This window comes from Nocardiopsis tropica (assembly GCF_042660575.1).
In the GTDB taxonomy this organism is placed as follows: Bacteria; Actinomycetota; Actinomycetes; order Streptosporangiales; family Streptosporangiaceae; genus Nocardiopsis; species Nocardiopsis tropica.
This window is the reverse complement of record NZ_JBHSUF010000009.1, coordinates 25,707-45,207: the sequence shown is the minus strand read 5'-3', so window position 1 is coordinate 45,207 and position 19,501 is coordinate 25,707. Positions and strand designations below refer to the sequence as shown.

At 69.8% G+C, this 19,501-nt stretch carries 18 protein-coding genes and 4 CRISPR repeat arrays; of the genes, 6 read left to right on the top strand and 12 right to left on the bottom strand.

Annotated features, from left to right (window positions below; translation table 11 throughout):
* Positions 1 to 27: 27 nt before the first annotated feature.
* Positions 28 to 1,347: direct repeats of the CRISPR family, unit length 29 nt; unit sequence GGGTCCATCCCCGCGTGCGCGGGGAGCAG.
* 123 nt (positions 1,348 to 1,470) lie between these two features.
* The 4 genes from ACFQBR_RS16055 to ACFQBR_RS16040 all read right to left on the bottom strand — a co-directional run bounded on the left by ACFQBR_RS16055 (position 1,471) and on the right by ACFQBR_RS16040 (position 4,537).
* Positions 1,471 to 1,731 carry a DUF397 domain-containing protein gene (locus tag ACFQBR_RS16055; RefSeq protein WP_344179276.1) on the bottom strand — a complete coding sequence of 87 codons (261 nt, stop codon included), beginning with the start codon at positions 1,729 to 1,731 and terminating at the stop codon, positions 1,471 to 1,473.
* Between the two features lie 8 nt (positions 1,732 to 1,739).
* Complete coding sequence (locus tag ACFQBR_RS16050) at positions 1,740 to 2,273, bottom strand: UTRA domain-containing protein (protein ID WP_344179274.1); 534 nt, start codon at positions 2,271 to 2,273, stop codon at positions 1,740 to 1,742.
* Positions 2,274 to 2,557: 284 nt separating this feature from the next.
* A CRISPR array of direct repeats spans positions 2,558 to 3,380; the repeat unit is 29 nt; unit sequence GGGTCCATCCCCGCGTGCGCGGGGAGCAG.
* A 123-nt stretch (positions 3,381 to 3,503) separates the two neighbouring features.
* Positions 3,504 to 3,689 carry a DUF397 domain-containing protein gene (locus ACFQBR_RS16045; RefSeq protein ID WP_344179272.1) on the bottom strand — a complete coding sequence of 62 codons (186 nt, stop codon included), beginning with the start codon at positions 3,687 to 3,689 and terminating at the stop codon, positions 3,504 to 3,506.
* A gap of 2 nt (positions 3,690 to 3,691) precedes the next feature.
* Positions 3,692 to 4,537 carry a helix-turn-helix domain-containing protein gene (locus ACFQBR_RS16040; protein ID WP_344179270.1) on the bottom strand — a complete coding sequence of 282 codons (846 nt, stop codon included), beginning with the start codon at positions 4,535 to 4,537 and terminating at the stop codon, positions 3,692 to 3,694.
* Positions 4,538 to 4,783: 246 nt separating this feature from the next.
* On the opposite strand from ACFQBR_RS16040, the gene ACFQBR_RS16035 reads away from it, so the two are divergent.
* The 4 genes from ACFQBR_RS16035 to ACFQBR_RS16020 all read left to right on the top strand — a co-directional run bounded on the left by ACFQBR_RS16035 (position 4,784) and on the right by ACFQBR_RS16020 (position 7,416).
* Entirely contained in the window at positions 4,784 to 5,635 is an 852-nt protein-coding gene (locus ACFQBR_RS16035; protein WP_378553708.1) for a helix-turn-helix domain-containing protein, read from the top strand.
* A 110-nt stretch (positions 5,636 to 5,745) separates the two neighbouring features.
* Positions 5,746 to 6,276: an ATP-binding protein gene (locus ACFQBR_RS16030; protein ID WP_344179265.1), complete on the top strand. Its 531-nt coding sequence runs from the start codon at positions 5,746 to 5,748 to the stop codon at positions 6,274 to 6,276.
* On the top strand, positions 6,273 to 6,647 hold the full coding sequence (locus ACFQBR_RS16025) for a hypothetical protein (RefSeq protein ID WP_344179263.1): 375 nt from the start codon (positions 6,273 to 6,275) through the stop codon (positions 6,645 to 6,647). The genes ACFQBR_RS16030 and ACFQBR_RS16025 overlap by 4 nt, the downstream gene beginning before the upstream one ends.
* 259 nt (positions 6,648 to 6,906) lie before the next feature.
* Positions 6,907 to 7,416, top strand: a complete 510-nt coding sequence (locus ACFQBR_RS16020) for a GNAT family N-acetyltransferase (protein WP_344179261.1) — start codon at positions 6,907 to 6,909, stop codon at positions 7,414 to 7,416.
* A gap of 30 nt (positions 7,417 to 7,446) precedes the next feature.
* A CRISPR array of direct repeats spans positions 7,447 to 8,633; the repeat unit is 29 nt; unit sequence GGGTCCATCCCCGCGTGCGCGGGGAGCAG.
* A gap of 279 nt (positions 8,634 to 8,912) precedes the next feature.
* Here ACFQBR_RS16020 and ACFQBR_RS16015 read toward each other — a convergent pair.
* The 5 genes from ACFQBR_RS16015 to ACFQBR_RS15995 form a co-directional block, all read right to left on the bottom strand.
* A complete protein-coding gene (locus ACFQBR_RS16015; RefSeq protein WP_344179258.1) occupies positions 8,913 to 9,248 on the bottom strand; it encodes a transcriptional regulator in 336 nt (111 codons plus the stop codon).
* A complete protein-coding gene (locus ACFQBR_RS16010; RefSeq protein ID WP_267945522.1) occupies positions 9,238 to 9,708 on the bottom strand; it encodes a hypothetical protein in 471 nt (156 codons plus the stop codon). The genes ACFQBR_RS16015 and ACFQBR_RS16010 overlap by 11 nt, the downstream gene beginning before the upstream one ends.
* A gap of 115 nt (positions 9,709 to 9,823) precedes the next feature.
* A complete protein-coding gene (locus ACFQBR_RS16005) occupies positions 9,824 to 10,573 on the bottom strand; it encodes an HAD family hydrolase (RefSeq protein WP_344179256.1) in 750 nt (249 codons plus the stop codon).
* Between the two features lie 201 nt (positions 10,574 to 10,774).
* A complete protein-coding gene (locus tag ACFQBR_RS16000) occupies positions 10,775 to 11,707 on the bottom strand; it encodes an aldo/keto reductase (protein WP_344179254.1) in 933 nt (310 codons plus the stop codon).
* A gap of 207 nt (positions 11,708 to 11,914) precedes the next feature.
* Positions 11,915 to 12,934 (bottom strand): GntR family transcriptional regulator, encoded by a 1,020-nt coding sequence (locus ACFQBR_RS15995; protein ID WP_344179252.1) that lies wholly within the window; start codon positions 12,932 to 12,934, stop codon positions 11,915 to 11,917.
* Between the two features lie 263 nt (positions 12,935 to 13,197).
* Here ACFQBR_RS15995 and ACFQBR_RS15990 point away from each other — a divergent pair, with 263 nt between their 5' ends.
* Positions 13,198 to 14,403: a DUF418 domain-containing protein gene (locus ACFQBR_RS15990; RefSeq protein ID WP_344179251.1), complete on the top strand. Its 1,206-nt coding sequence runs from the start codon at positions 13,198 to 13,200 to the stop codon at positions 14,401 to 14,403.
* 75 nt (positions 14,404 to 14,478) lie between these two features.
* A CRISPR array of direct repeats spans positions 14,479 to 15,728; the repeat unit is 29 nt; unit sequence GGGTCCATCCCCGCGTGCGCGGGGAGCAG.
* Between the two features lie 150 nt (positions 15,729 to 15,878).
* Here the strand turns inward: ACFQBR_RS15990 and ACFQBR_RS15985 are convergent.
* Positions 15,879 to 16,475 (bottom strand): TetR/AcrR family transcriptional regulator, encoded by a 597-nt coding sequence (locus ACFQBR_RS15985; RefSeq protein WP_344179250.1) that lies wholly within the window; start codon positions 16,473 to 16,475, stop codon positions 15,879 to 15,881.
* A gap of 202 nt (positions 16,476 to 16,677) precedes the next feature.
* Between ACFQBR_RS15985 and ACFQBR_RS15980 the strand changes: the two genes are divergently transcribed.
* Complete coding sequence (locus tag ACFQBR_RS15980; RefSeq protein ID WP_344179248.1) at positions 16,678 to 17,640, top strand: alpha/beta hydrolase family protein; 963 nt, start codon at positions 16,678 to 16,680, stop codon at positions 17,638 to 17,640.
* 82 nt (positions 17,641 to 17,722) lie between these two features.
* On the opposite strand, the gene ACFQBR_RS15975 is transcribed toward ACFQBR_RS15980, so the two are convergent.
* Together ACFQBR_RS15975 and ACFQBR_RS15970 are read right to left on the bottom strand one after the other, a co-directional pair.
* Positions 17,723 to 18,328 (bottom strand): response regulator transcription factor, encoded by a 606-nt coding sequence (locus ACFQBR_RS15975; RefSeq protein ID WP_267945529.1) that lies wholly within the window; start codon positions 18,326 to 18,328, stop codon positions 17,723 to 17,725.
* Complete coding sequence (locus tag ACFQBR_RS15970) at positions 18,325 to 19,500, bottom strand: sensor histidine kinase (RefSeq protein ID WP_344179246.1); 1,176 nt, start codon at positions 19,498 to 19,500, stop codon at positions 18,325 to 18,327. Before ACFQBR_RS15970 ends, ACFQBR_RS15975 begins: the two co-directional genes overlap by 4 nt.
* Position 19,501: the final 1 nt, after the last annotated feature.

Here is a 19,501-nt window from a genome sequence, read left to right as displayed (position 1 = left end):
CAGGAGGGGCGTGCACCTGACCGGCACGGGTCCATCCCCGCGTGCGCGGGGAGCAGGCTCGGACCGCGTGGACGGGCGACTACTACACGGGTCCATCCCCGCGTGCGCGAGGAGCACACGTTGCGGCGGAGTGTGCGTTCGGTCTTGCCGACCATGAGGAGGGGTCCATCCCCGCGTGCGCGAGGAGCAGCGGAGTTCGAGCAGGCCAGCTGCGATCCACCGGGGTCCATCCCCGCGCGGGCGGGGAGCAGCGCGCCCCGGGCGGTCACGTGTACCGAGAGGGGGGTCCATCCCCGCGTGCGCGGGGAGCCGTGGTGGCCGCTGCCGGTGTTGACGGGGCCGCTGGGTCCATCCCCGCGTGCACGGGGAGCAGATCGCTATCGCCTCCACCACCGTCCGCACCGTGGGTCCATCCCCGCGTGCACGGGGAGCAGCATGGCGTGGCCCCGGATGTCGGTGATGCCCCAGGTCCATCCCCGCGTGCGCGGGGAGCAGCGCCCCTCCAACGCGGCAAGCCCGGCGTGGATGGGTCCATCCCCGCGTGCGCGGGGAGCAGACCGCCCCCACCGAGCGGGAGCTCGCCGCGCAGGGTCCATGCCCGCGTGCGCGGGGAGCAGCAGGAGCGTTGAGCCCGTTGCTGGTGGTCGGGGTCCATCCCCGCGTGCGCGGGGAGCAGAGTCGCGCTCACCCGCACCCAGACCAGGGAGCGGGTCCATCCCCGCGTGCGCGGGGAGCAGGACGAGCTGACCCAGCACGTGGACGCGCGGATGGGTCCATCCCCGCGTGCGCGGGGAGCAGCGCAGTCTCGCGCAAAGCCATTAGACGCGCCGAGGTCCATCCCCGCGTGCGCGGGGAGCAGGCTGGGACCTCGCTAAGACGGCTTTTCCGGAGGGGTCCATCCCCGCGTGCGCGGGGAGCAGCCGGCCGACACCGGCGGCCTCGAACCGGACCTGGGTCCATCCCCGCGTGCGCGGGGAGCAGGACGCCAACGCCCAGTTCGAAGGCGGCGGCGAGGGTCCATCCCCGCGTGCGCGGGGAGCAGACGCGCTTCGCCGCGGCGGCGGCCTTCTTGTCGGGTCCATCCCCGCGTGCGCGGGGAGCAGGACTTCTCGATGAGGTGTTCACCCCGCGCGTCGGGTCCATCCCCGCGTGCGCGGGGAGCAGGCGGTCTCGGCGAGGTTGTCGCGGACGCTCGCGGGTCCATCCCCGCGTGCGCGGGGAGCAGAGCTCGGCGTGGTAGACGCTGGGCTCGGCTCCGGGTCCATCCCCGCGTGCGCGGGGAGCAGTCGCCGTCCCTGCCTTTGGCAGGGAAACTGTTGGGTCCATCCCCGCGTGCGCGGGGAGCAGACTCGATGACCTGCGAACTTACCAGCGCCAAGCGGCCGTTTTTGCAACTTCTCGAGAAACAGCCATCAGGAACACCAAAGCCCAAACGTCACACATGGACACAGAAGGCAATGAAACCGCATTTCAGTCACTCCTACGCACATTACCAACGAAGGCACCCCACTCCCCGGCGGAGACGTTCAACATACCCAGGTCGCGATTCATGCCGTCCCGCATCGCCGCACCTTCATGTGAACAGGCGGCCTCGACACATGCAGCCTCGCTCTGTGAGTAGCTCGACTTGAACCAACTCGACCCACAACCACCGACTCGCACAGCGTTCCCCTCCGACCAAGGAGCTAAAAACAGAAAAGAGGCCCGACACCTTGAGGCGTCAGGCCACATATATGCCCTTAGTTGGGCACCGCGAACTTGTAGTCGAAAACCGCCATGTCACCCCGGATGAGGAACTGAGCCACATCAAGAGGCCCGTCGTCCGTGTGGTAAGTACGGATCACCTCGAAAATGGGCGTACCCGGCGGAATCTGGAGACGCCCCGCCTCCGGACCGGTGGGCATGCGGGTGCTGATCTCTTCCTGAACCTCTCGCACGGGGCTGATCGCGTTGATACGCGCGATGTGCCCTCCCGCACCCTCTCCAGCGATCAAAGCTGGAGAGCGCTCACCCGTGCCAAGGCTGAAATAGCTGTCAGCGGACTGGTTGATGGTTCCGTCAAGCTTCGTGACGCGCTTGCGGACATAGACGAGATCGCCCACGTTGACGTCCGGCAGGCGTTCGGCCACAAAGACCGGAGCAGGCACTTGACTGGTCTGAGCTTCCTGCTCCACGGCCTTGCCCTGGCCGGCACCCTCCGCACTCAATAGAGGCTGAGGCTTGGCACCGGCCCAAACGGACTTGCTGTAACGCTGGATACCGTATCGGCGCACCTGCTTCTGCTCCCTTACGTAGGTACCACTGCCCTTCCTGCTACTCAGGATCCCCTCCTGTCGCAGCAGGTCGTGGAGCGACGGGCCACCATCATGCTCACCCCGTACTCAGCGGCGATCGTGTTGATCGTAGAAAGTTTGCCGCCCTGATGGAGGTCGCCCCGCCGACCGAATGCGGCCAATGAATACCCACGAGTTCTGCCATGAAGGCCGTCTCCGCGTGGTATCTGATCTCAACCCGCAGGGACAACTAACTAGTGCTCGTCGGATGCAATGAACAGGTCGGGATCCATCCCCGCGTGCGCGGAGAGCAGAGCAGATCGAATTCCTCGGGCGACAGGTCGGCGGGTCCATCCCCGCGTGCGCGAGGAGCAGGCTCGGCTGGGGTCATCGTGGGCTCTCTGCGGGGCTCCAACCCCGCGTGCGCGAGGAGCAGCTCACCTCACGGTGGGCGGAGGCGGTCTTCGCGGGTCCATCCCCGCGTGCGCGGGGAGCAGAGCCGGGCAGGGGGGATGGTCAAGGGGGAAGAGGGTCCATCCCCGCGTGCGCGGGGAGCAGTTCGTCATTCCCATCGTCATCGTCGTCCGGCGGGGTCCATCCCCGCGTGCGCGGGGAGCAGCGGTCCAGGGACCCGCCAGCGGGCGCGCAGGGGGGTCCATCCCCGCGTGCGCGGGGAGCAGGCCAACGCCGCCTTGACCTCGTCGGGGTTGCCGGGTCCATCCCCGCGTGCGCGGGGAGCAGACGGCGACTACGGGCAGGAATGCACGAACGCGGGGTCCATCCCCGCGTGCGCGGGGAGCAGGCGGCGGCCTCCCAGACCGGTCTGGACAGGATGGGTCCATCCCCGCGTGCGCGGGGAGCAGTGGTCGCCGTCGGCCACCTCCCCCTCCAACACGGGTCCATCCCCGCGTGCGCGGGGAGCAGGAATGGTCGCAGTATCAGCCGTGGTGTGCAACGGGTCCATCCCCGCGTGCGCGGGGAGCAGGTGGGGCTGGCCACGGGCCTAGCTGCGGCTGGGGGTCCATCCCCGCGTGCGCGGGGAGCAGACCGCCCACACCGGCGCCGCGGTAGTGCCGGTGGGTCCATCCCCGCGTGCGCGGGGAGCAGAGTCGATGACCTGCGAACTTACCAGCGACAAGCGGCCGTTTTTGCAACTTGTCGAGAAACAGTCATCAGGAACATCGGCCCCCATACCGCACACCTGGACACACGCGAGAACAAGACTGCACCTCACTCACTCTTCCGCACCTCGCGAATGAAGGCGTCCCACTCCCTGACAGGGAAGGCAAGAAAACCGAGCTCTGGATGCTTGGAGTCTCGCATCGCCGTGGCATCGTCCAGGTCGGATACCTCAACGCAGTTGGACGAGGTCCCGCTGTAGCTCGACGTGAACCAGGTCGCAGCGTGCGACTTCATGACTACTCCTTCTCCAAGGCCCGAGCGACTCCTTCCAGGAAGTCGACTGTCTGCGTCGGACGCCAGGCATCCGCAAGCAGACGCTCGAACACATCCTCGTGGCGCCCGACGGAACCCGGATCGTCCCAAAAGAGACTTGTGTTATCCGTGACGGTCACCAACACCATCAACTCGTCCAGCGTGAGCAGGGTGAAGTTACCGATCTCCAGCGCCACATGGGCGCCCGCCTCGAACGGCAGGACCTGGAGAGTGACGTTCGGTCGCTCCGCAGCCCGAATGAGATGGCGGACTTGTTCAGCCATCACCTTAGGCCCACCGACGATTGTGCGGATCGTGGCCTCACTGACAATGGCCCACAGGCGGGCCCCGCTGGCCGCCCAGGCTTCTTGTCTCCCCAGCCGAACCGTGACTCCGGCGTCGACCGTCTCGGGCAGAGCGCTGGGCATGGTGCCCTTGAAGAGGGCTCGCACATAACCCTCGGTCTGCAGCAGCCCGGGGACGAGAACCGGCTCGTATGTTCGTATCCGGTTGGCCGCACCTTCGAGACCGATGTAGGTGCCGTAGTCCTCGGCAACACCGCTGGACTGCCACCAGCCGGAGGAACGCGCCTCCTTGCGCATGTTCAGGAAGCGCTGGATGGCCTCCGGCCCCAGCTCGTAGTACTCCAGCAGGCGCTCAAGACTGCCAGGTCCCGGGATCACGCCTTCTACCCCCGGCGTCTCCCAACGAGAGACCGTGGAGACGTTGACCTTGACAGCTCTGGCCACATCCGCAAGCTTGCGATCTCCGCGCAAATTGCGCATCTCGGTAGCAAGTTGCCATTGAGCGACAGTCGGACTCATAGTCATGCGCCCATAGTGACGCGCACAGGCACCACCCACAAACGCAGCCAGAAATCTGTAGATGCGGATTGCATTTGCGGTTTCCGTAGGCTCTACTTGTAGTCAACCTCGACCTCTCAGTGACGAGCGAGGCTCATGTCTTCCACACGCAGGAGGTATGTCATGGCTGCAAGCCGCCAGCTACGAGCGGGGACAACGGACACGGGAACAGCGCTGACGTCAGCTTCGGAGTGGGAGCGGTACGGTGAGCGGGTGCGAGCGGCCCGCGAACGACTCGACCTTTCCGTCGAGTACGTCGCTCAGAAAGCCCTGACGTACGCGAACATGGTCCGCGACATCGAGGCCGGCACCTCCGAGCCGGACAGCACCGTCATCCGGCACCTGGACAAGGTCCTGGGAGCGGAGGGCGTCCTGTGGGACGCCTGGGCGCAGATCTTCCTCAGCTCGCGGCTCCAGGCCGGGGCGACCGTCGCCGACCTCCTGTTCCACACCTACCAGGTCCGCCACTACGCACCCCTGGTCCTGCCCGACGGCTACCTCACCGAGGAGTACGCCCGAGCTCTTCTCCAGACGGAGCGTCCGATGGAGTCGAGTTCCTTCCTCACCGACCGCCCGGCGGTGCGCGAGGTCTCGGGCCTGTTCTCCGGAGCGCCCTACTACTGCCTGATCGTCGACGAAGCCGCGCTCACCCGGCCTGTCGCCCCGCCCAAGGTCATGCGCGAACAACTGACCCACCTGCGCAAGCTCGCCATGACGGACAGCGTCACCGTCCACGTCATCCCGGAGGGAACGGCTCCCCACCCCGGTCTGCGCGGCGCGTTCTGGACCCTGTCCTTCTCACCCCGGCACAACCTGGCCTACGCCCCGCTCCCCCACGGTCCCGGCCACCTCGTCACCGACGCCACCCAGGTCAAGAGCTACAGCGACCTCTTCGCCACCCTCCAGGGCGTCTCCCTGCCCGCCGCGAGTTCCCTGCGGGTCCTGGACGAGGCGATCGAACGCTTCCCGGACAAGCTCAGGCCGCGCGCCATCACGACCGGACCCTCCGACGACGGGATCGGCTCGGCGCTTCGTCCCTCGCAGAGCACAGCCGCACCGGCCTGACAGCCGCTCCCCCGTGTCCCTGGCCGGACACACGAATGCCCCGGCGGGTGTTAAAAGCACCCCCAGGGCTCGGCCAGCACCCATTTCGCCTTACCCAAGGAGATGCCGACATGACCATTGTGCCGCAGCCCCCTGCAGCCTCCCCCGCCCCAGCCGCGCCCGGCCCACGCTGGGAACCGCGCCTGTACCCCGGAACACTGGCCACCACCAGCCGGGTCCGCTCCGACCTGCGCACCGACCTGGGCCGGCTCGCCGGGATCGAACCTGACTTGGTGGAGACCGTTGTGCTCTGCGCGAGCGAGATGTTCGCCAATGCTGTCGAGCACTCGCGGTCGGGCGAGAACGATGGACGGGTCATCCGCACCCTGACGGTTCCTGCCGCTTCCCTGGCCGGGGCCGCCCTGCGCCTGTCGATCATCGACGACGGGGCACGGGTCTCCCGCCCCCGGATTCCTCGCCAGCGCACCCGCGAGGAGTGGCAGGAAGCCGAACGCGGACGCGGCCTGCTCCTCGTCGACCACCTGGCCACGGCGTGGGGAGCCCGCCGGGTCGTGGACTTCCCCTTCTGCGAAGGACTGGGCACCGTGATCTGGGCCGAATTCGCCCTGGGCACCACTTCGAACTCCGGGGACGGACGATGACCGTCTCCTCCGCACGGTTGGCTCCCGGGGTCCGCTCCGTCCTGGACGCTCCCCGGGGACAGCGCTTCTCACATCCGCGAATTCCTGCCGTCTCCACCAGGGAAGAGCTCCTCCTCGCCCAGATGGGCGACAACCCGCGCGTGGCCTACCGGCAGCGCCACGGGATCCTGCCCGCGTGGATGGAGGTCCAGCACGCCCGCCTCTCCCCCGACGCCGTGGAGACACGGATTGCGGCCCCGCCGACTCGCCCCCGTCATCGCTCCCATCGCAAGGTCCGTGAAAGCGGAAGCTTTGGCCTGGCCCTGTGCTGCCACGTCCTCGCGGCGGCACTCGGAGCCTTCGCGCACCACGTGCTCTCGCCCCTTCTCTGACGGGTCACCCCCGTGTCGGGGGTAGGCGGCAGGGTTCTGGGGCTCTGATTTCCGACCTGGAAGGAAAGCCTGCCACTGCTAGAATCCACACCGACGACAAGGCCTCCCCGGGCCGGACACACCTCCGCCGGGGAGGCTTTTTTCGTGCCCGAGATCGACGATTCAGGGGTGTCAGCTCTCCTTTCCGAGGGCGTTCACGCCAGCGCGTGACGTCGGCGGAGAAGGGGCCGCCGGTCAGCCATTCACGCAGAGGAGTCCCATGTCAGACGTCTCCGTGCGCCTCGCACACACCGCCGATCACCTGGTCGTGGAGCGGCTGTGGCTGATGTTCAGCCATGACATGTCGGAGTTCCGCGGACTGTTGCCCGGCCCGGACGGGGCCTTCCGCGGCGAACGGCTCCGAGCGGCCTTCACCGACTCCGACTGGGCACCGTACGTGGCGACGATCGGAGACCGACCCGTCGGCTTCGTGTTCGTGCGCGGGCTGGGCGGACGGGAACGGGTGTTGAACAGCTTCTTCGTGGTGCGGGGCGCGCGAAGGTCGGGGGTCGGGCTGCACATGGTCCGCGAGGTCGTGGCCAGGCATTCCGGGCCGTGGGCGGTCGCCTTCCAGGACGCCAACACGGCCGCGGTGCGCTTCTGGCGCCGCGCCGCGACGGAGATCGCCGGTGACGCCTGGTCCGAGGAACGCCGGCCGGTGCCGGGGCGGAAGGATCTACCCCCTGACGTGTGGATCTCGTTCGACACGTCCGTCCAGCGCGGAGGCTGAGTCAGCGAAACGGCTGGGGTTCGTGGATGGCAGCCCATCCCCGCGCGCGCGGGGAGCAGCGGTAGCGCCGATCATCTGGGCAGCGAGCCGTGGGTCCATCCCCGCGTGCGCGGGGAGCAGTCCAGCCCGTGAAGGGGGGCCGATGCCGGTCGGGTCCATCCCCGCGTGCGCGGGGAGCAGGCCCGCTGGTACACGGCCGAGGAGATCCAGGCGGGTCCATCCCCGCGTGCGCGGGGAGCAGATGTCCGCGATGGTCTGCGCGGTACCGCCGGAGGGTCCATCCCCGCGTGCGCGGGGAGCAGCCGTGGGAAAGTTTTCTACGTACCCTCAGGGGGGGTCCATCCCCGCGTGCGCGGGGAGCAGGTGCCGAGCGACTCGGTACGGGCCCCGCTGGTGGGTCCATCCCCGCGTGCGCGGGGAGCAGGGGCTCGACACCGGGGCGCCGAACCTGTGCGCGGGTCCATCCCCGCGTGCGCGGGGAGCAGATGGTGCCGTGGTCGCCGGTGGGCCCGGAGTTGGGTCCATCCCCGCGTGCGCGGGGAGCAGGCGTCGGTGCGTGAGCCTGCCCGGTCCGCGAGGGGTCCATCCCCGCGTGCGCGGGGAGCAGCTCGTCCGGCTGGACGAGGCGGCCCTCGAGGGGGGTCCATCCCCGCGTGCGCGGGGAGCAGCTCATCCGCCGCTCTGACACCGGGGCGTGGGCGGGTCCATCCCCGCGTGCGCGGGGAGCAGTTCATCCCGAACCACGAGGTGATCGCGTTGCGGGGTCCATCCCCGCGTGCGCGGGGAGCAGTTGCCCGTCGAGTCCACGGCGAAGATCAGGGCGGGTCCATCCCCGCGTGCGCGGGGAGCAGTTGACCTCGGGCCGGTGAATGGCGTGGTTGATGGGTCCATCCCCGCGTGCGCGGGGAGCAGTGTGTTCCTCACTGTGGGTGTTCACTGCGGTGGGGTCCATCCCCGCGTGCGCGGGGAGCAGGAGCAACCGAATGGCCGCACGCGACCAGCGCGGGGTCCATCCCCGCGTGCGCGGGGAGCAGGGAGATCGCGTGAACGACCGCATGCTCATCAAGGGTCCATCCCCGCGTGCGCGGGGAGCAGGTCGTATCTGCGGACTTCGGTGTGGACCCCCTGGGTCCATCCCCGCGTGCGCGGGGAGCAGGGAGCACACCATGCCGACGGCGTCGCCGAGGCGGGTCCATCCCCGCGTGCGCGGGGAGCAGAGTCGATGACCTGCGAACTTACCAGCGACAAGCAGCCGATTTTCCAACTTCTCGAGAATTAGACACTCGGAACGAAACACAGGAAAGGCCCATTGTCACCCACACGCCCATATGACACCCCAACATTCCCATGCTCACACCCGAAGCAGCGCCACAGGGAACTCTCCCATACGTCGCGAACAGTTCCAGGCCGCCGCCGGTCAACCCATCCTTCGATGAGCGCGAGGAAACGACTCCGCCCACCACCGAACACCAGAAGTACAGACCACACGCCAGAGTTCAGCCGTCACCATGTTCAACGGACGGAGAGAGTCGCCCCTCCGCCAGATCACGCAGCGCCGCCAGGTGACCGTCGAAGGCCCTCCTCCCCAGGGAGGTCAGGGACACCGTCGTGGTCCGGCGCGCATCCCCACGGGAAGCCGAAGCGGACTTGGCGGTGCGCACGTAGCCCAGGTCGACCAGACTGCGGATCGTCTTGGACAGGTTGGCCTCGCTCAGCCCCAGGGCCGAACGGAGAACCGCGAAGTCGGCACTGTCGACAGGGCGCAACAGTCCGCAGATGCGCAGGCGGTTGGGCGCGTGGATGGCGTCGTCGAAGCGGGGATCAACGGCCACTGCGCAGCTCGGTGTCGTAGAAGCGGTCGTAGACACGGCATCCGGCCAGCACCATGACGAAGGTGAAGACGGCGACGGCGGCCACCCACGGCCGCATGCCCATGAGCGTCAGCGCCTGGGAGAGACCGAGGAGCACCACGATGGCCACCCCCACCACGATCAGCACCCCGAGGCTCCGCGGACCTGCCGTGCGGCTGATCGCCAGTCCGGTCCGCTTCTGGTAGGCGAGCACCAGGAAGATCAGCGAGACGCTTCCCGCGACGACGACCATGCTCTGCACGAACGGCGTGGGGGCCGCAGGAGAGGCCACGAAGGCGGTGGTGATGGCCGCGAGCGCCGGATAGAACCAGGGCGGCGTGACGATGTGGTCCGCCAGCGTCGAGCGGTCGGCGTTCAGCGTGTCGAGGGCCTCCCGGGCAGCGTCGGGGGTCCTGTCGTGGGGCGACTCATGACTTTCCATGGGGTTAAGTGTTTCACTTGCCTTTGAGTTAAGCAAAGTGACGATGGACTCAGACCGCCCCCTCCCGCCTCCTCGACAACCGGAAGCGCACTCCTTCGGGGCGTGGTCCCCGCGTCTAGACCTGGCGGGTGTGCCGGTACAGAAGGGCCTCCGCGAGGTTCAACCGGCGGTCGCTCTCGTCGCGGAGGGGAGGAAGAATGAGCGTGGTGATGCCCAGCGCCACGGCACCGCCGTCGTGGGTGTGCCGGTCGCCGACCATCAGCGCCTCGTCGGGGCGGGCGCCCGCCATGCTGAGCGCGGCCTCGAACAGACGCGGGTCGGGCTTCTCGGCCCCCTGTTCACAGGAGAGCGCGTAGGCGTCCACGTACGCGCCGAGGCCCGCGGACTCGAACCTGGGACGTATGTCGACGTGGATGTCGCTGACGATGACGGTTCGGACACCGGAGGCTCGGGCGCGGGCGAGGAACGGGAGGGCGTCCTCCGCGAAGCGGTCGTGTCCGGGGTCGGATTCCACCTGGTAGAGCGCCTCGGCGAGCTCGTGGTCGAGTCCCGCGTCGTCCAGGACCTCCATGAAGACGCGCCGGTGCAGGGCCGGGTCAGCGTCCATACCGGGGCTGAGCAGGCGTTTGTCGGCGTTCACCGCGTCGAGGCGCTCGAGGATCGGGGCGGCGTCGGCCGGGGAGGCCGAACGCCCGACCTCTTCGAGAGCGGTGGTGATCCACTGCTCCGGGCTCAGGGTCACGGCCAGGGTGCCGCGCCAGTCCACCAGCACCGCGGTGAAGGCGCCCGCGCGCTCGTCGGTCCTGTGGTCGGTGGAGGAAGGGAAGGGCTCCTGCGGCGGAGGGTTCGCCGACACGTCGCGCATGCGGTCATCGTAGCGACGCCCCTTCTCGGCGTTCGGACACGGCGAGCGCGACGAGGACGGCGAATCCGAGACGCGAGGCTATCCCGAGCGGACGGATCCACATTCGCGCCGGCGTCCGCGTCCCCGGAAGGCCACCGGAACGCCTGCCGAACGGACAGCCGTGGAGCACGGCATCCGTCCGGCAGGCCGCCCGAGACGTGGCTACGGCACGGTGTACCCGGCAGCGCGGAACACCTCGTACCACTCGGGCCGGGTCAGCGGAATGTCCGAGCCCTGGGCCGCCGCGGTGACGCGTTCCGGCGTGGTGGTGCCGATGACCACCTGCATCCGCGCGGGGTGCCGGGTGATCCACGCGGTGGCGATCGCGATCGGCGGCACGCCGTACTTCGCCGCGAGACGGTCGATGACCGCGTTCAGCTCCGGGAAGCGCGGCGATCCGAGGAACGGCCCGTCGAAGAAACCGGCCTGGAACGGGGACCACGCCTGCAGGGTGATGTCGTGCAGTCGGCAGTAGTCGACGAGGCCGTCGTCGCGGCTGACCGACTGCTCCAGCCCCTGCATGTTCGCGGCCACGCCCTGGGCGATGAGCGGGGCGTGCGTGATGGAGAGCTGCGCCTGGTTGGCCACGATCGGCTGCCTCACGTACCGGCGCAGCAGGTCGATCTGTCTCGGCGTGTGGTTGGAGACGCCGAAGGCGCGCACCTTGCCGGACTCGGCGAGGTCATCGAACGCCCGCGCCACCTCCTCCGGCTCCACGAGGGCGTCCGGCCGGTGCAGCAGCAGGATGTCGATGTAGTCCGTGTCGAGCGCCTTCAGCGATCCGTGCACCGTCTCCATGATGTGCTCGTAGGAGAAGTCGAAGTACGGGCCGTCGGTGACGATCCCGGCCTTGGTCTGGATCACCAGCCGTTCGCGCTCGGCGGGGCTCAGCCGCATCGCCTCGGCGAAGCGGCGCTCGCAACCGTGCGGCTCGCTGCCGTAGATGTCGGCGTGGTCGAGAAAAGTGATGCCCGCGTCGATCGCCGTGCGGACGAGGGTGCGCACCTCCTCGTCGGTCTTCTCCTGGATGCGCATCAGACCGAGCACCACGTTGGGTGCGGTGATCTTGGTGCCGGGCAGAGTGAAGGTCTTCATGCGCAACTCCCTATCACGGGCGGAAGCCGGAAGGGCGTGCCTGCGTGTGGCAGGACCGGAGTGCCGTGCCGGAGCGCACGCGGCCGGAAGCGGGGCGGGTGGTGGGAGCCGTCCGCGAGAGGCATGGCCCGACCCGCGGGGCCGCCTACCCGTGCCGGAGCGGGCACGAACCGGGACCGGGAGAGGAGTCCTGAATCTCTGGGCGAGTCACGGCTCCACCGCTGCCTCCTGTGGTGATCCCTCCCCCTCGATCAGGGGCGTGAGGCCGTCGAGCAGGTGCTTCATGCCGAGCTCGAAGACTCCGTGCACGTCGGGCGGCCCCGCGATGCTGAACGTGAGCGGGTACCGGCCCTGTTCGGCGAGCCGAAGGAACTCCGGCCCCCGAGACCGCCACCAGTGTTCGGCGTCCATCCCGAACTCGTAGTCCTCCACCACCGCCCGCGTGGCCTGGAGTGCCATCCCCGAGGTGTAGGCGGACACGAAGGTGAGCACCGCCATGGCCTCGTCCGGTGAGCGGCCCCGGGCGCTGACGACCCTCATCATCCACTCGGCGTTCTCCAGGAGTTGGGGGGACTGGACGGCTCCGGCGAGCATGGTCAGCCGAACGGCCCAGGGGTGCCTCCGGTAGATGCCCCACTCCGTGCGGAGGGCCAGTTCGAGGGCTTCCCGCCAGTCGGCGGGCGGCGGTTCGGGAAGCGCGTGCTCCGTGTAGACCTGGTCGATCATCGCCGTCACCAGTGCGTCCTTGTTGGCGACGTGGCGGTACAGGGCCATGGTGCTCACCCCCAGCTGGGTGGCGACCCTGCGCATGGACAGCCCGTCGAGGCCCTCGGCGTCGGCGATGGTGATGGCGGCCCGGACGATGACCTCCCTGGTGAGGGCGGTGTCGGCGGCCGGGCGGCGTTCCGTCGGCTCCGCCGGACGCGGGCGTTCCCTCGGAAGCCGGTATTCCCGCTGGCCCTGGGGGGCACGTGGGTCCGGTGCGGAGGCCGGTTCCTGCCGTACGAGGGTCCCCACCCCGCGCACCGCTTCGACCAGGCCCTCCTGGCGCAGGGCCGCGAGCGCCTTGGTTGCGGTGGCCATGGCCACCCCCCACTCGCGCATGATCTCCCTGGTCGAGGGGACCCGATCCCCCGGCCGCAGCTCCCCGGCGTCGATACGCGCGCGGATGTCGGCGACGACGCGCGCGTAGGGCGGCAGCTCTTGTTCCGCAGTAGTGGACATCACAGACCCCTCGATCCTTCTCCGCTTGCCCAGAGTGTACTAGTGCACAACGGAGCATCGAGCACCTCGACAAAGACGCCAGGGCAATCCGAGAAGCCCTTCAATCCCCCTAGTGCACTAGTACTGAACGACGAAAAAAGCCTTCCAAGTTAGGGTTTCTTGAAGCCAGAGGATGTGTACTCTGTACGCAAGGCGCACCACTCGGAGGCGTGCACCTCGGCGCGTACACCGTCCCCCAGAAATCGACGGCCCATTCGGAGGCCACCATGACCCATACATCCACTGCCGGGCCCGGCACCGCGTCCGCCCCGGACCGACCGCTCCCGCTCGACCGCCGTTCCCTGGCCCCGGACCTGGCACGCGGCGTCATGCTGCTCTTCATCGCGCTCGCCCACACGCACCTGTTCACGGTGTTCATCGGCGGACCCGAGAACATCGCCACCGCCGCGGACCAGCTCACCGTCGCGGGCACGACCATGTTCGTCGACCTGCGCAGCTACCCCATGTTCGCGGCCCTGTTCGGCTACGGTCTGGCCCAGATCCACCGCCGCCGCAGCGAACAGGGGTACGCCTGGCCCCGGACCCGCGGCCTCCTGCGCCGGCGTGGCCTGTGGCTGATCGTCTTCGGGCTGGCGCACACGGTGCTGCTCTTCCCCGCGGACATCCTGGCCGTGTACGGCCTGGTGACGCTGCTCCTGATGGGTGTTCTACGGCTGCGCGACCGGACCCTGGTGATCCTGGCGGCGCTCTGGCTCCCCGTGGCCGCCGCCGTCCACGCCCTGGTCGCCAGCGACAACGCCATCACGGGCGGGGGCATGCCGCTGATGCCCGACGGGTTCGCGAACGAACTCCTCTTCCGTCTGACCCTGTTCGCGGTGCTGGTCGTCATCATGTTCATCAGCACCCTCGTGCCGTTCATGATCGGCGTCCTGGCGGCCCGGCACCGGCTCCTGGAGCGGCCCCACGAACACCTGCGACTCCTGCGCACGACCGCGTTCGTGGGCATCCCCCTGGCCGCGCTGGGCGGCCTCCCCCTGGCGCTGGACAAGGCGGGGGTGTGGACCGACGCCACCCCCGGGGACGTCCTGCTCACCAGCGGTCTGCACCAGGTGAGCGGCTACGCGGGCGCCCTGGGCTACGCGGCGCTCATCGGCCTGATCGCGGTCCGCTTCAGCGGCAGGCAGGGGCCGGTGACCAACGCCCTGGCCGCGCTCGGACAGCGCTCCATGACCTTCTACCTGGCCCAGTCGGTGGCGTGGGCGGTACTGTTCTCCTCCTACACGCTCGACGTGCACCTGACGTCGCCTGCCGTGGGCGTGGGCATCGCGGTGGCCGTGTGGCTGACCACGGTGCTGCTCGCCGACCTCATGCGCCGCCGGGGCATGCGCGGTCCGGCCGAGGTGGCGCTGCGCCGCCTCACCTACGGGGGCGGAGCTGGCACCGGTGGAAGCAGGGGAAGCGGTCGCGGGTAGGCGGTGGTCGCCCCCGCCAGGCGCCCAAACCGGCGCGTCTGGCGGGGGCGACGTGCGTCCGCCGAGCCCGCCCCAAGGTCCATCCCCGCGTGCGCGGGGAGCAGTGGCCTACGGTCTTCTGCCGGACCCCGCCGGGGGGTCCATCCCCGCGTGCGCGGGGAGCAGCTAGTAGATGAGTGACTATGGCTGAACCCGATGGGTCCATCCCCGCGTGCGCGGGGAGCAGCTCGTAGTCCTCCATGCCCGGCGTCGCCTCGCGGGTCCATCCCCGCGTGCGCGGGGAGCAGGCGGGGGCCACCGTCGCCTCGTTGCACATCGCGGGTCCATCCCCGCGTGCGCGGGGAGCAGCGATGACCGCCGCCCAGCCGCTGCCACGTGTAGGGTCCATCCCCGCGTGCGCGGGGAGCAGGGTGGCGTGGGTGTCCCGGGTGTGCTGGAGGCGGGTCCATCCCCGCGTGCGCGGGGAGCAGGACCCCGCGTTGTGCGCCGACATCGACCCCGAGTGGTCCATCCCCGCGTGCGCGGGGAGCAGCCCCGGGCCGTGGTGGTCCCGATGGGCAGCCCGGGTCCATCCCCGCGTGCGCGGGGAGCAGCCCCCATTCCCTCCGCCACTGCCGGTGTCGCCCGGTCCATCCCCGCGTGCGCGGGGAGCAGAGCTGCCCCGTGAGCGTCCCGCCCTGGGGTTCGGGTCCATCCCCGCGTGCGCGGGGAGCAGCCCCCATTCCCTCCGCCACTGCCGGTGTCGCCCGGTCCATCCCCGCGTGCGCGGGGAGCAGAGCTGCCCCGTGAGCGTCCCGCCCTGGGGTTCGGGTCCATCCCCGCGTGCGCGGGGAGCAGCCCCGATCACCAGGCTGGAAGCGCGCCCCCGGGGGTCCATCCCCGCGTGCGCGGGGAGCAGGGCCGCGGTGGTCGTTGACCAGGACGCCCCGGGGGTCCATCCCCGCGTGCGCGGGGAGCAGAGATGTGGGGCTCTGCGGACCCCTGGGAAGGCAGGTCCATCCCCGCGTGCGCGGGGAGCAGCGTATGTGTAGCTGTGTCGTAGGAGTCGCCCGGGGTCCATCCCCGCGTGCGCGGGGAGCAGTCGCGGACGGTCGCGCCGCACTGGGCCATGCGGGGTCCATCCCCGCGTGCGCGGGGAGCAGGGCCGGAGGCTCCGGCTCCGGGGTCGGCTCCGGGGTCCATCCCCGCGTGCGCGGGGAGCAGGCCCGCATGGCCATGCGCCGCTCCATCGGATGGGGTCCATCCCCGCGTGCGCGGGGAGCAGCACGTGCGCGACAGCGTCTTGCCCGAGCGCCGGGGTCCATCCCCGCGTGCGCGGGGAGCAGACTCGCTGACCTGGCAACTTACCAGCGGCAAGCAGCCGATTTTGCAACTTCTCGAAAAACAGTCATAAGCAACAAAAGTCCCAAATGGAATACCGGCGACGCCAGCCGACACAACGGATGCTCAACCTTCCCCCGAACCAGCCGTAGGCTTCAGGAAGCGTCCGATTCCTGGAGCCCCCGGAGAAGCAGCGTGACCAGCCTGCGTGGATCGTAGCGCGGGTCCCCGTCGGATCCGATGCAGAGGTTGCCGACGCCGCGCATCAGTTCGTAGGCCTGCACACCCGGCCTGACCTCCCCCGCCTCGATCGCCGCGTCGAGCAACTGCTCGGCGACGGGCAGCAGGCGGTCGAGGAAGTACGTGTGGAGCGCGGCGAAGCCGCTGCTGTCCGGTTGCGGCGCGTTCGCGAGTCCGTGCTTGGTGACGAGGAAGTCGACGAACAGGTCGATCCACCGACCCAGGGCCTCGAACGGCGAGTCGGTCTCGGCCAGCAGCCTCGGGCCGGCCTCGGCACAGGCTTCGACCTGGTGGCGGAAGACAGCGACCACGAGGTCCGCGCGCGTCGGGAAGTGGCGGTAGATCGTCCCCATCCCGACCCCCGCCTTGGCGGCGATCTCGCGGATCGGCGCGTCGACGCCCGAGACCACGAAGACCTCGGCCGCTGCGGCGAGGAGCTTCTGCTGGTTGCGCACCGCGTCGGCCCGCTTGCTCGGCCCCGCGGCCTTCCCTGCCTTGTCCGATGCGGGCATACGCCCTCCTTCCTCCAGCCGCCAATGAAGCAGAGCATTGTTCCACTTGCAAAACGGAACATCGCTCCGTATCGTAAGCGGAGCAAGGTTCCGATTGTTTTCATCCTACGCCGGACTCTGCCCGGCCGCCCTCACACGCCACCGGCGCCACGAGAGCAGCAGCGAAGGCTTCCGGCACGAACCCCGAAAGACAAGGCACACCATGAGTTCAGCGGCCTCCACCCGCGTCACCGTCGTCCCGCCCGCCCCCGTGCTGTCGTTCAGCCCCGTGGTCCTGCCCGTTCCCGGACGCCCCGTGGACATGCAGGTCCGTGTCACAGCACCCCTGAACGGGACCGACCTGCCGGTCATCCTCCTCTCCCACGGGCACGGCTTCTCGAACAACCTGTCCTCGCTCAACGGCTACGGCCCCCTCGCCAACCTCTGGGCAGCGCTCGGCTTCGTCGTCGTCCAGCCCACCCACCTCAGCTCCGCGACGCTCCAGCACGCGCTCGCGGACACCCCCACGGAACCCATGTCCTGGCGCTCCCGCGCCGAGGACATGACCCACGTCCTCGACCGGCTCGACACGATCGGGAACACCGTGCCGCAGCTCGCCGGACGCGTGGACCACGGCAGCGTCGCCGTGGCCGGGCACTCGCTCGGCGGCTTCACCGCCGCCCTCCTGCTGGGCGCACGGGTCACGGACCCCGACACCGGGGAAGAGGTGAACCTCGTCGAACCCCGGATCGGGCAGGGGGTGCTGCTGGCCGCGCCGGGCCGGGGCGGCGACGCCTTGACCGGCCCCATGGTGGAGCGGATCCCGGTCCTGCGGAGCACCGACTTCTCCACGATGGCCACGCCCGCGCTGGTCGTGGCCGGCGACAAGGACGACCCCCGGCACTTCACCGACATGGGACCGGACTGGTACGCCGACCCCTACCGCCTCTCCCCCGGCCCCAAGACCCTGCTCACCCTGTTCGGCGCCGAGCACGGGCTCGGAGGGGTCGCCGGATACGACGCCGACGAGACCACCGACGAGAGCCCGGAGCGGGTCGCCGCACTGGGACGGCTCTCCGCTGCCTACCTCCGCAGTCGGTTCCGCCCCGGCGACGACGCGTGGCAGGAGGCGCAGGACGCGCTGACCGGCGGCCCCGAGGGCTTCGGGCGGGTCGAGTCCAAGTAGCGCATGAACCCGGCAGGCCCCTCTCCCGTGCGGGGAGGGGCCGCGGCTCCGGGCCGGACCGGGTTGCGAAGGGGGTGTCCCCTCAGATCCAGCCGTGCTCCTCCGCGATGCGAGCGGCCTCGTGGCGGTTGGCCGCGTCGAGCTTCGCGATGGCGGCCGCGAGGTAGTTCCGCACGGTCCCCCGGGACAGGGAGACGCGCCGGGCGATCTCCTCGACGGGCGCGCCGTCGCGCGCGAGAGCGAGCACGTCGGCCTCGCGCGGGCTGAGCGGGGAGTCGCCCGCGCCGATCGCCTCGGCCGCGAGTTCGGGGTCCACGTACCTGCCTCCGCCCGCGACCTTGCGCACGACCTCGGCGAAGGTGCGCGAGGAGACGGTCTTGGGCAGGAAACCGCGCACGCCCGCGGCGAGCGCGGACTTCAGGTAGCCGGGGCGCCCGTGCGAGGTCACGATGACGCAGCGGCAGTCCGGCAGCTCGGCCGCGAGGCGCCGGGCCACCTCGATGCCGTCGGGCCCGGGCAGCTGAAGGTCGAGCAGGGCCACGTCAGGGCGGACCCGCAGGGCCGTCGCCAGCGCCTCGTCACCGGACGCCGCCTGGCCGACGACCTCGAAGTCGTCCTCCAGGTCGAGCAGTCCGGCGATGGCGTCGCGGATGAGGTGTTCGTCGTCGGCGACGAGGATGCGGGTCATGCGGTCTCTTCCTCCGGGAGCGGGATCATGGCGTCGAGCAGGAACCAGTCTCCGTCGCGGCGCGCGGTGACCTCCCCGCCGAGCGCTCCGATCCGCTCGGACATCGCGCGCAGTCCCGTTCCCCCTCCGGCGCCGGCTTCCCCCGACCCCTCGGATCCGGCACCGTCGTTCGCGATCGTGAGGTGCACCTGCCCGCCCTCCACTGCGGTCGCGAGCGTAACCTGTGCCGCGGCCGAGTGGCGCAGGACGTTCGTGACGCCCTCGCGAACGACCCAGGCGAGGTCCTCGGCTCGCCCCTCGGGCACGGGGTCCCCGGTCACCGTACAGCGGATGCCGGCGGACTCCAGCAGGGACCGCGCCCCCGCCAGCTCGCTGTCCCAGGTGGTGCGGAGCTCGCCGCGCACGACGTGGCGGACCTCGGTTCCCGCCTCCTCTGCCAGCCGCCGGACCTCGCCGAGCTCACGGGCCGCCCTCTCGTCCTGACCGCGCAGAACGAGTTCCGACGCCAGTGAGCTCTTGAGCGCGATCGTCGCCAGGGTCCGGCCGAACACGTCGTGCAGGTCTCGCGAGATGCGCAGGCGCTGGTTCGCGAGCGCCAGCTCGGCACGGACCTCGTGCGCCTTCTGCAGTTCGAGCAGTACCCGCAGCATCCACGAGCACGACCAGCAGGCCCACATGGCGAAGCTGATCACCACTGCTCCGACCAGCACCAGCACGATGTCCTCGACGCCCACGAGCGGGACGGAGAGGACGACGGCCGCAACGTTGAGCAGCAGCGCCCGGCGCGCGTCGAGGACGGGAACGAAGCTGGCGGCGACCGAGCCGATCGCCGCCGCGACCGTCATGCCCATCGCGGGAAGGGGAATCAGGAAGGTCACGGAGACGAGGGCGACGAGAACCAGCGCCCACGCGACGACACCGCCGGTAAGGAGCCGTCGTTCGCGCCCGACGAGGGTGTCGATGCTCCAGTTCACGACCAGGATGTTGCCGGCGAAGAGGACGACTGACAGCGCTATGGCCGTGACCACCGCGGCGAGGGGCGCTCCGGTGAGTCCGTCGGCCTCGATCGCGCTCCGGAGGAGGGTGCCGACCGGGATCGAGACGGCGAAGTACGTGGACCAGCGCATGTAGGCCTCGAACCTGCGTGCCCCGACCAGCGGTAGATCACTCATG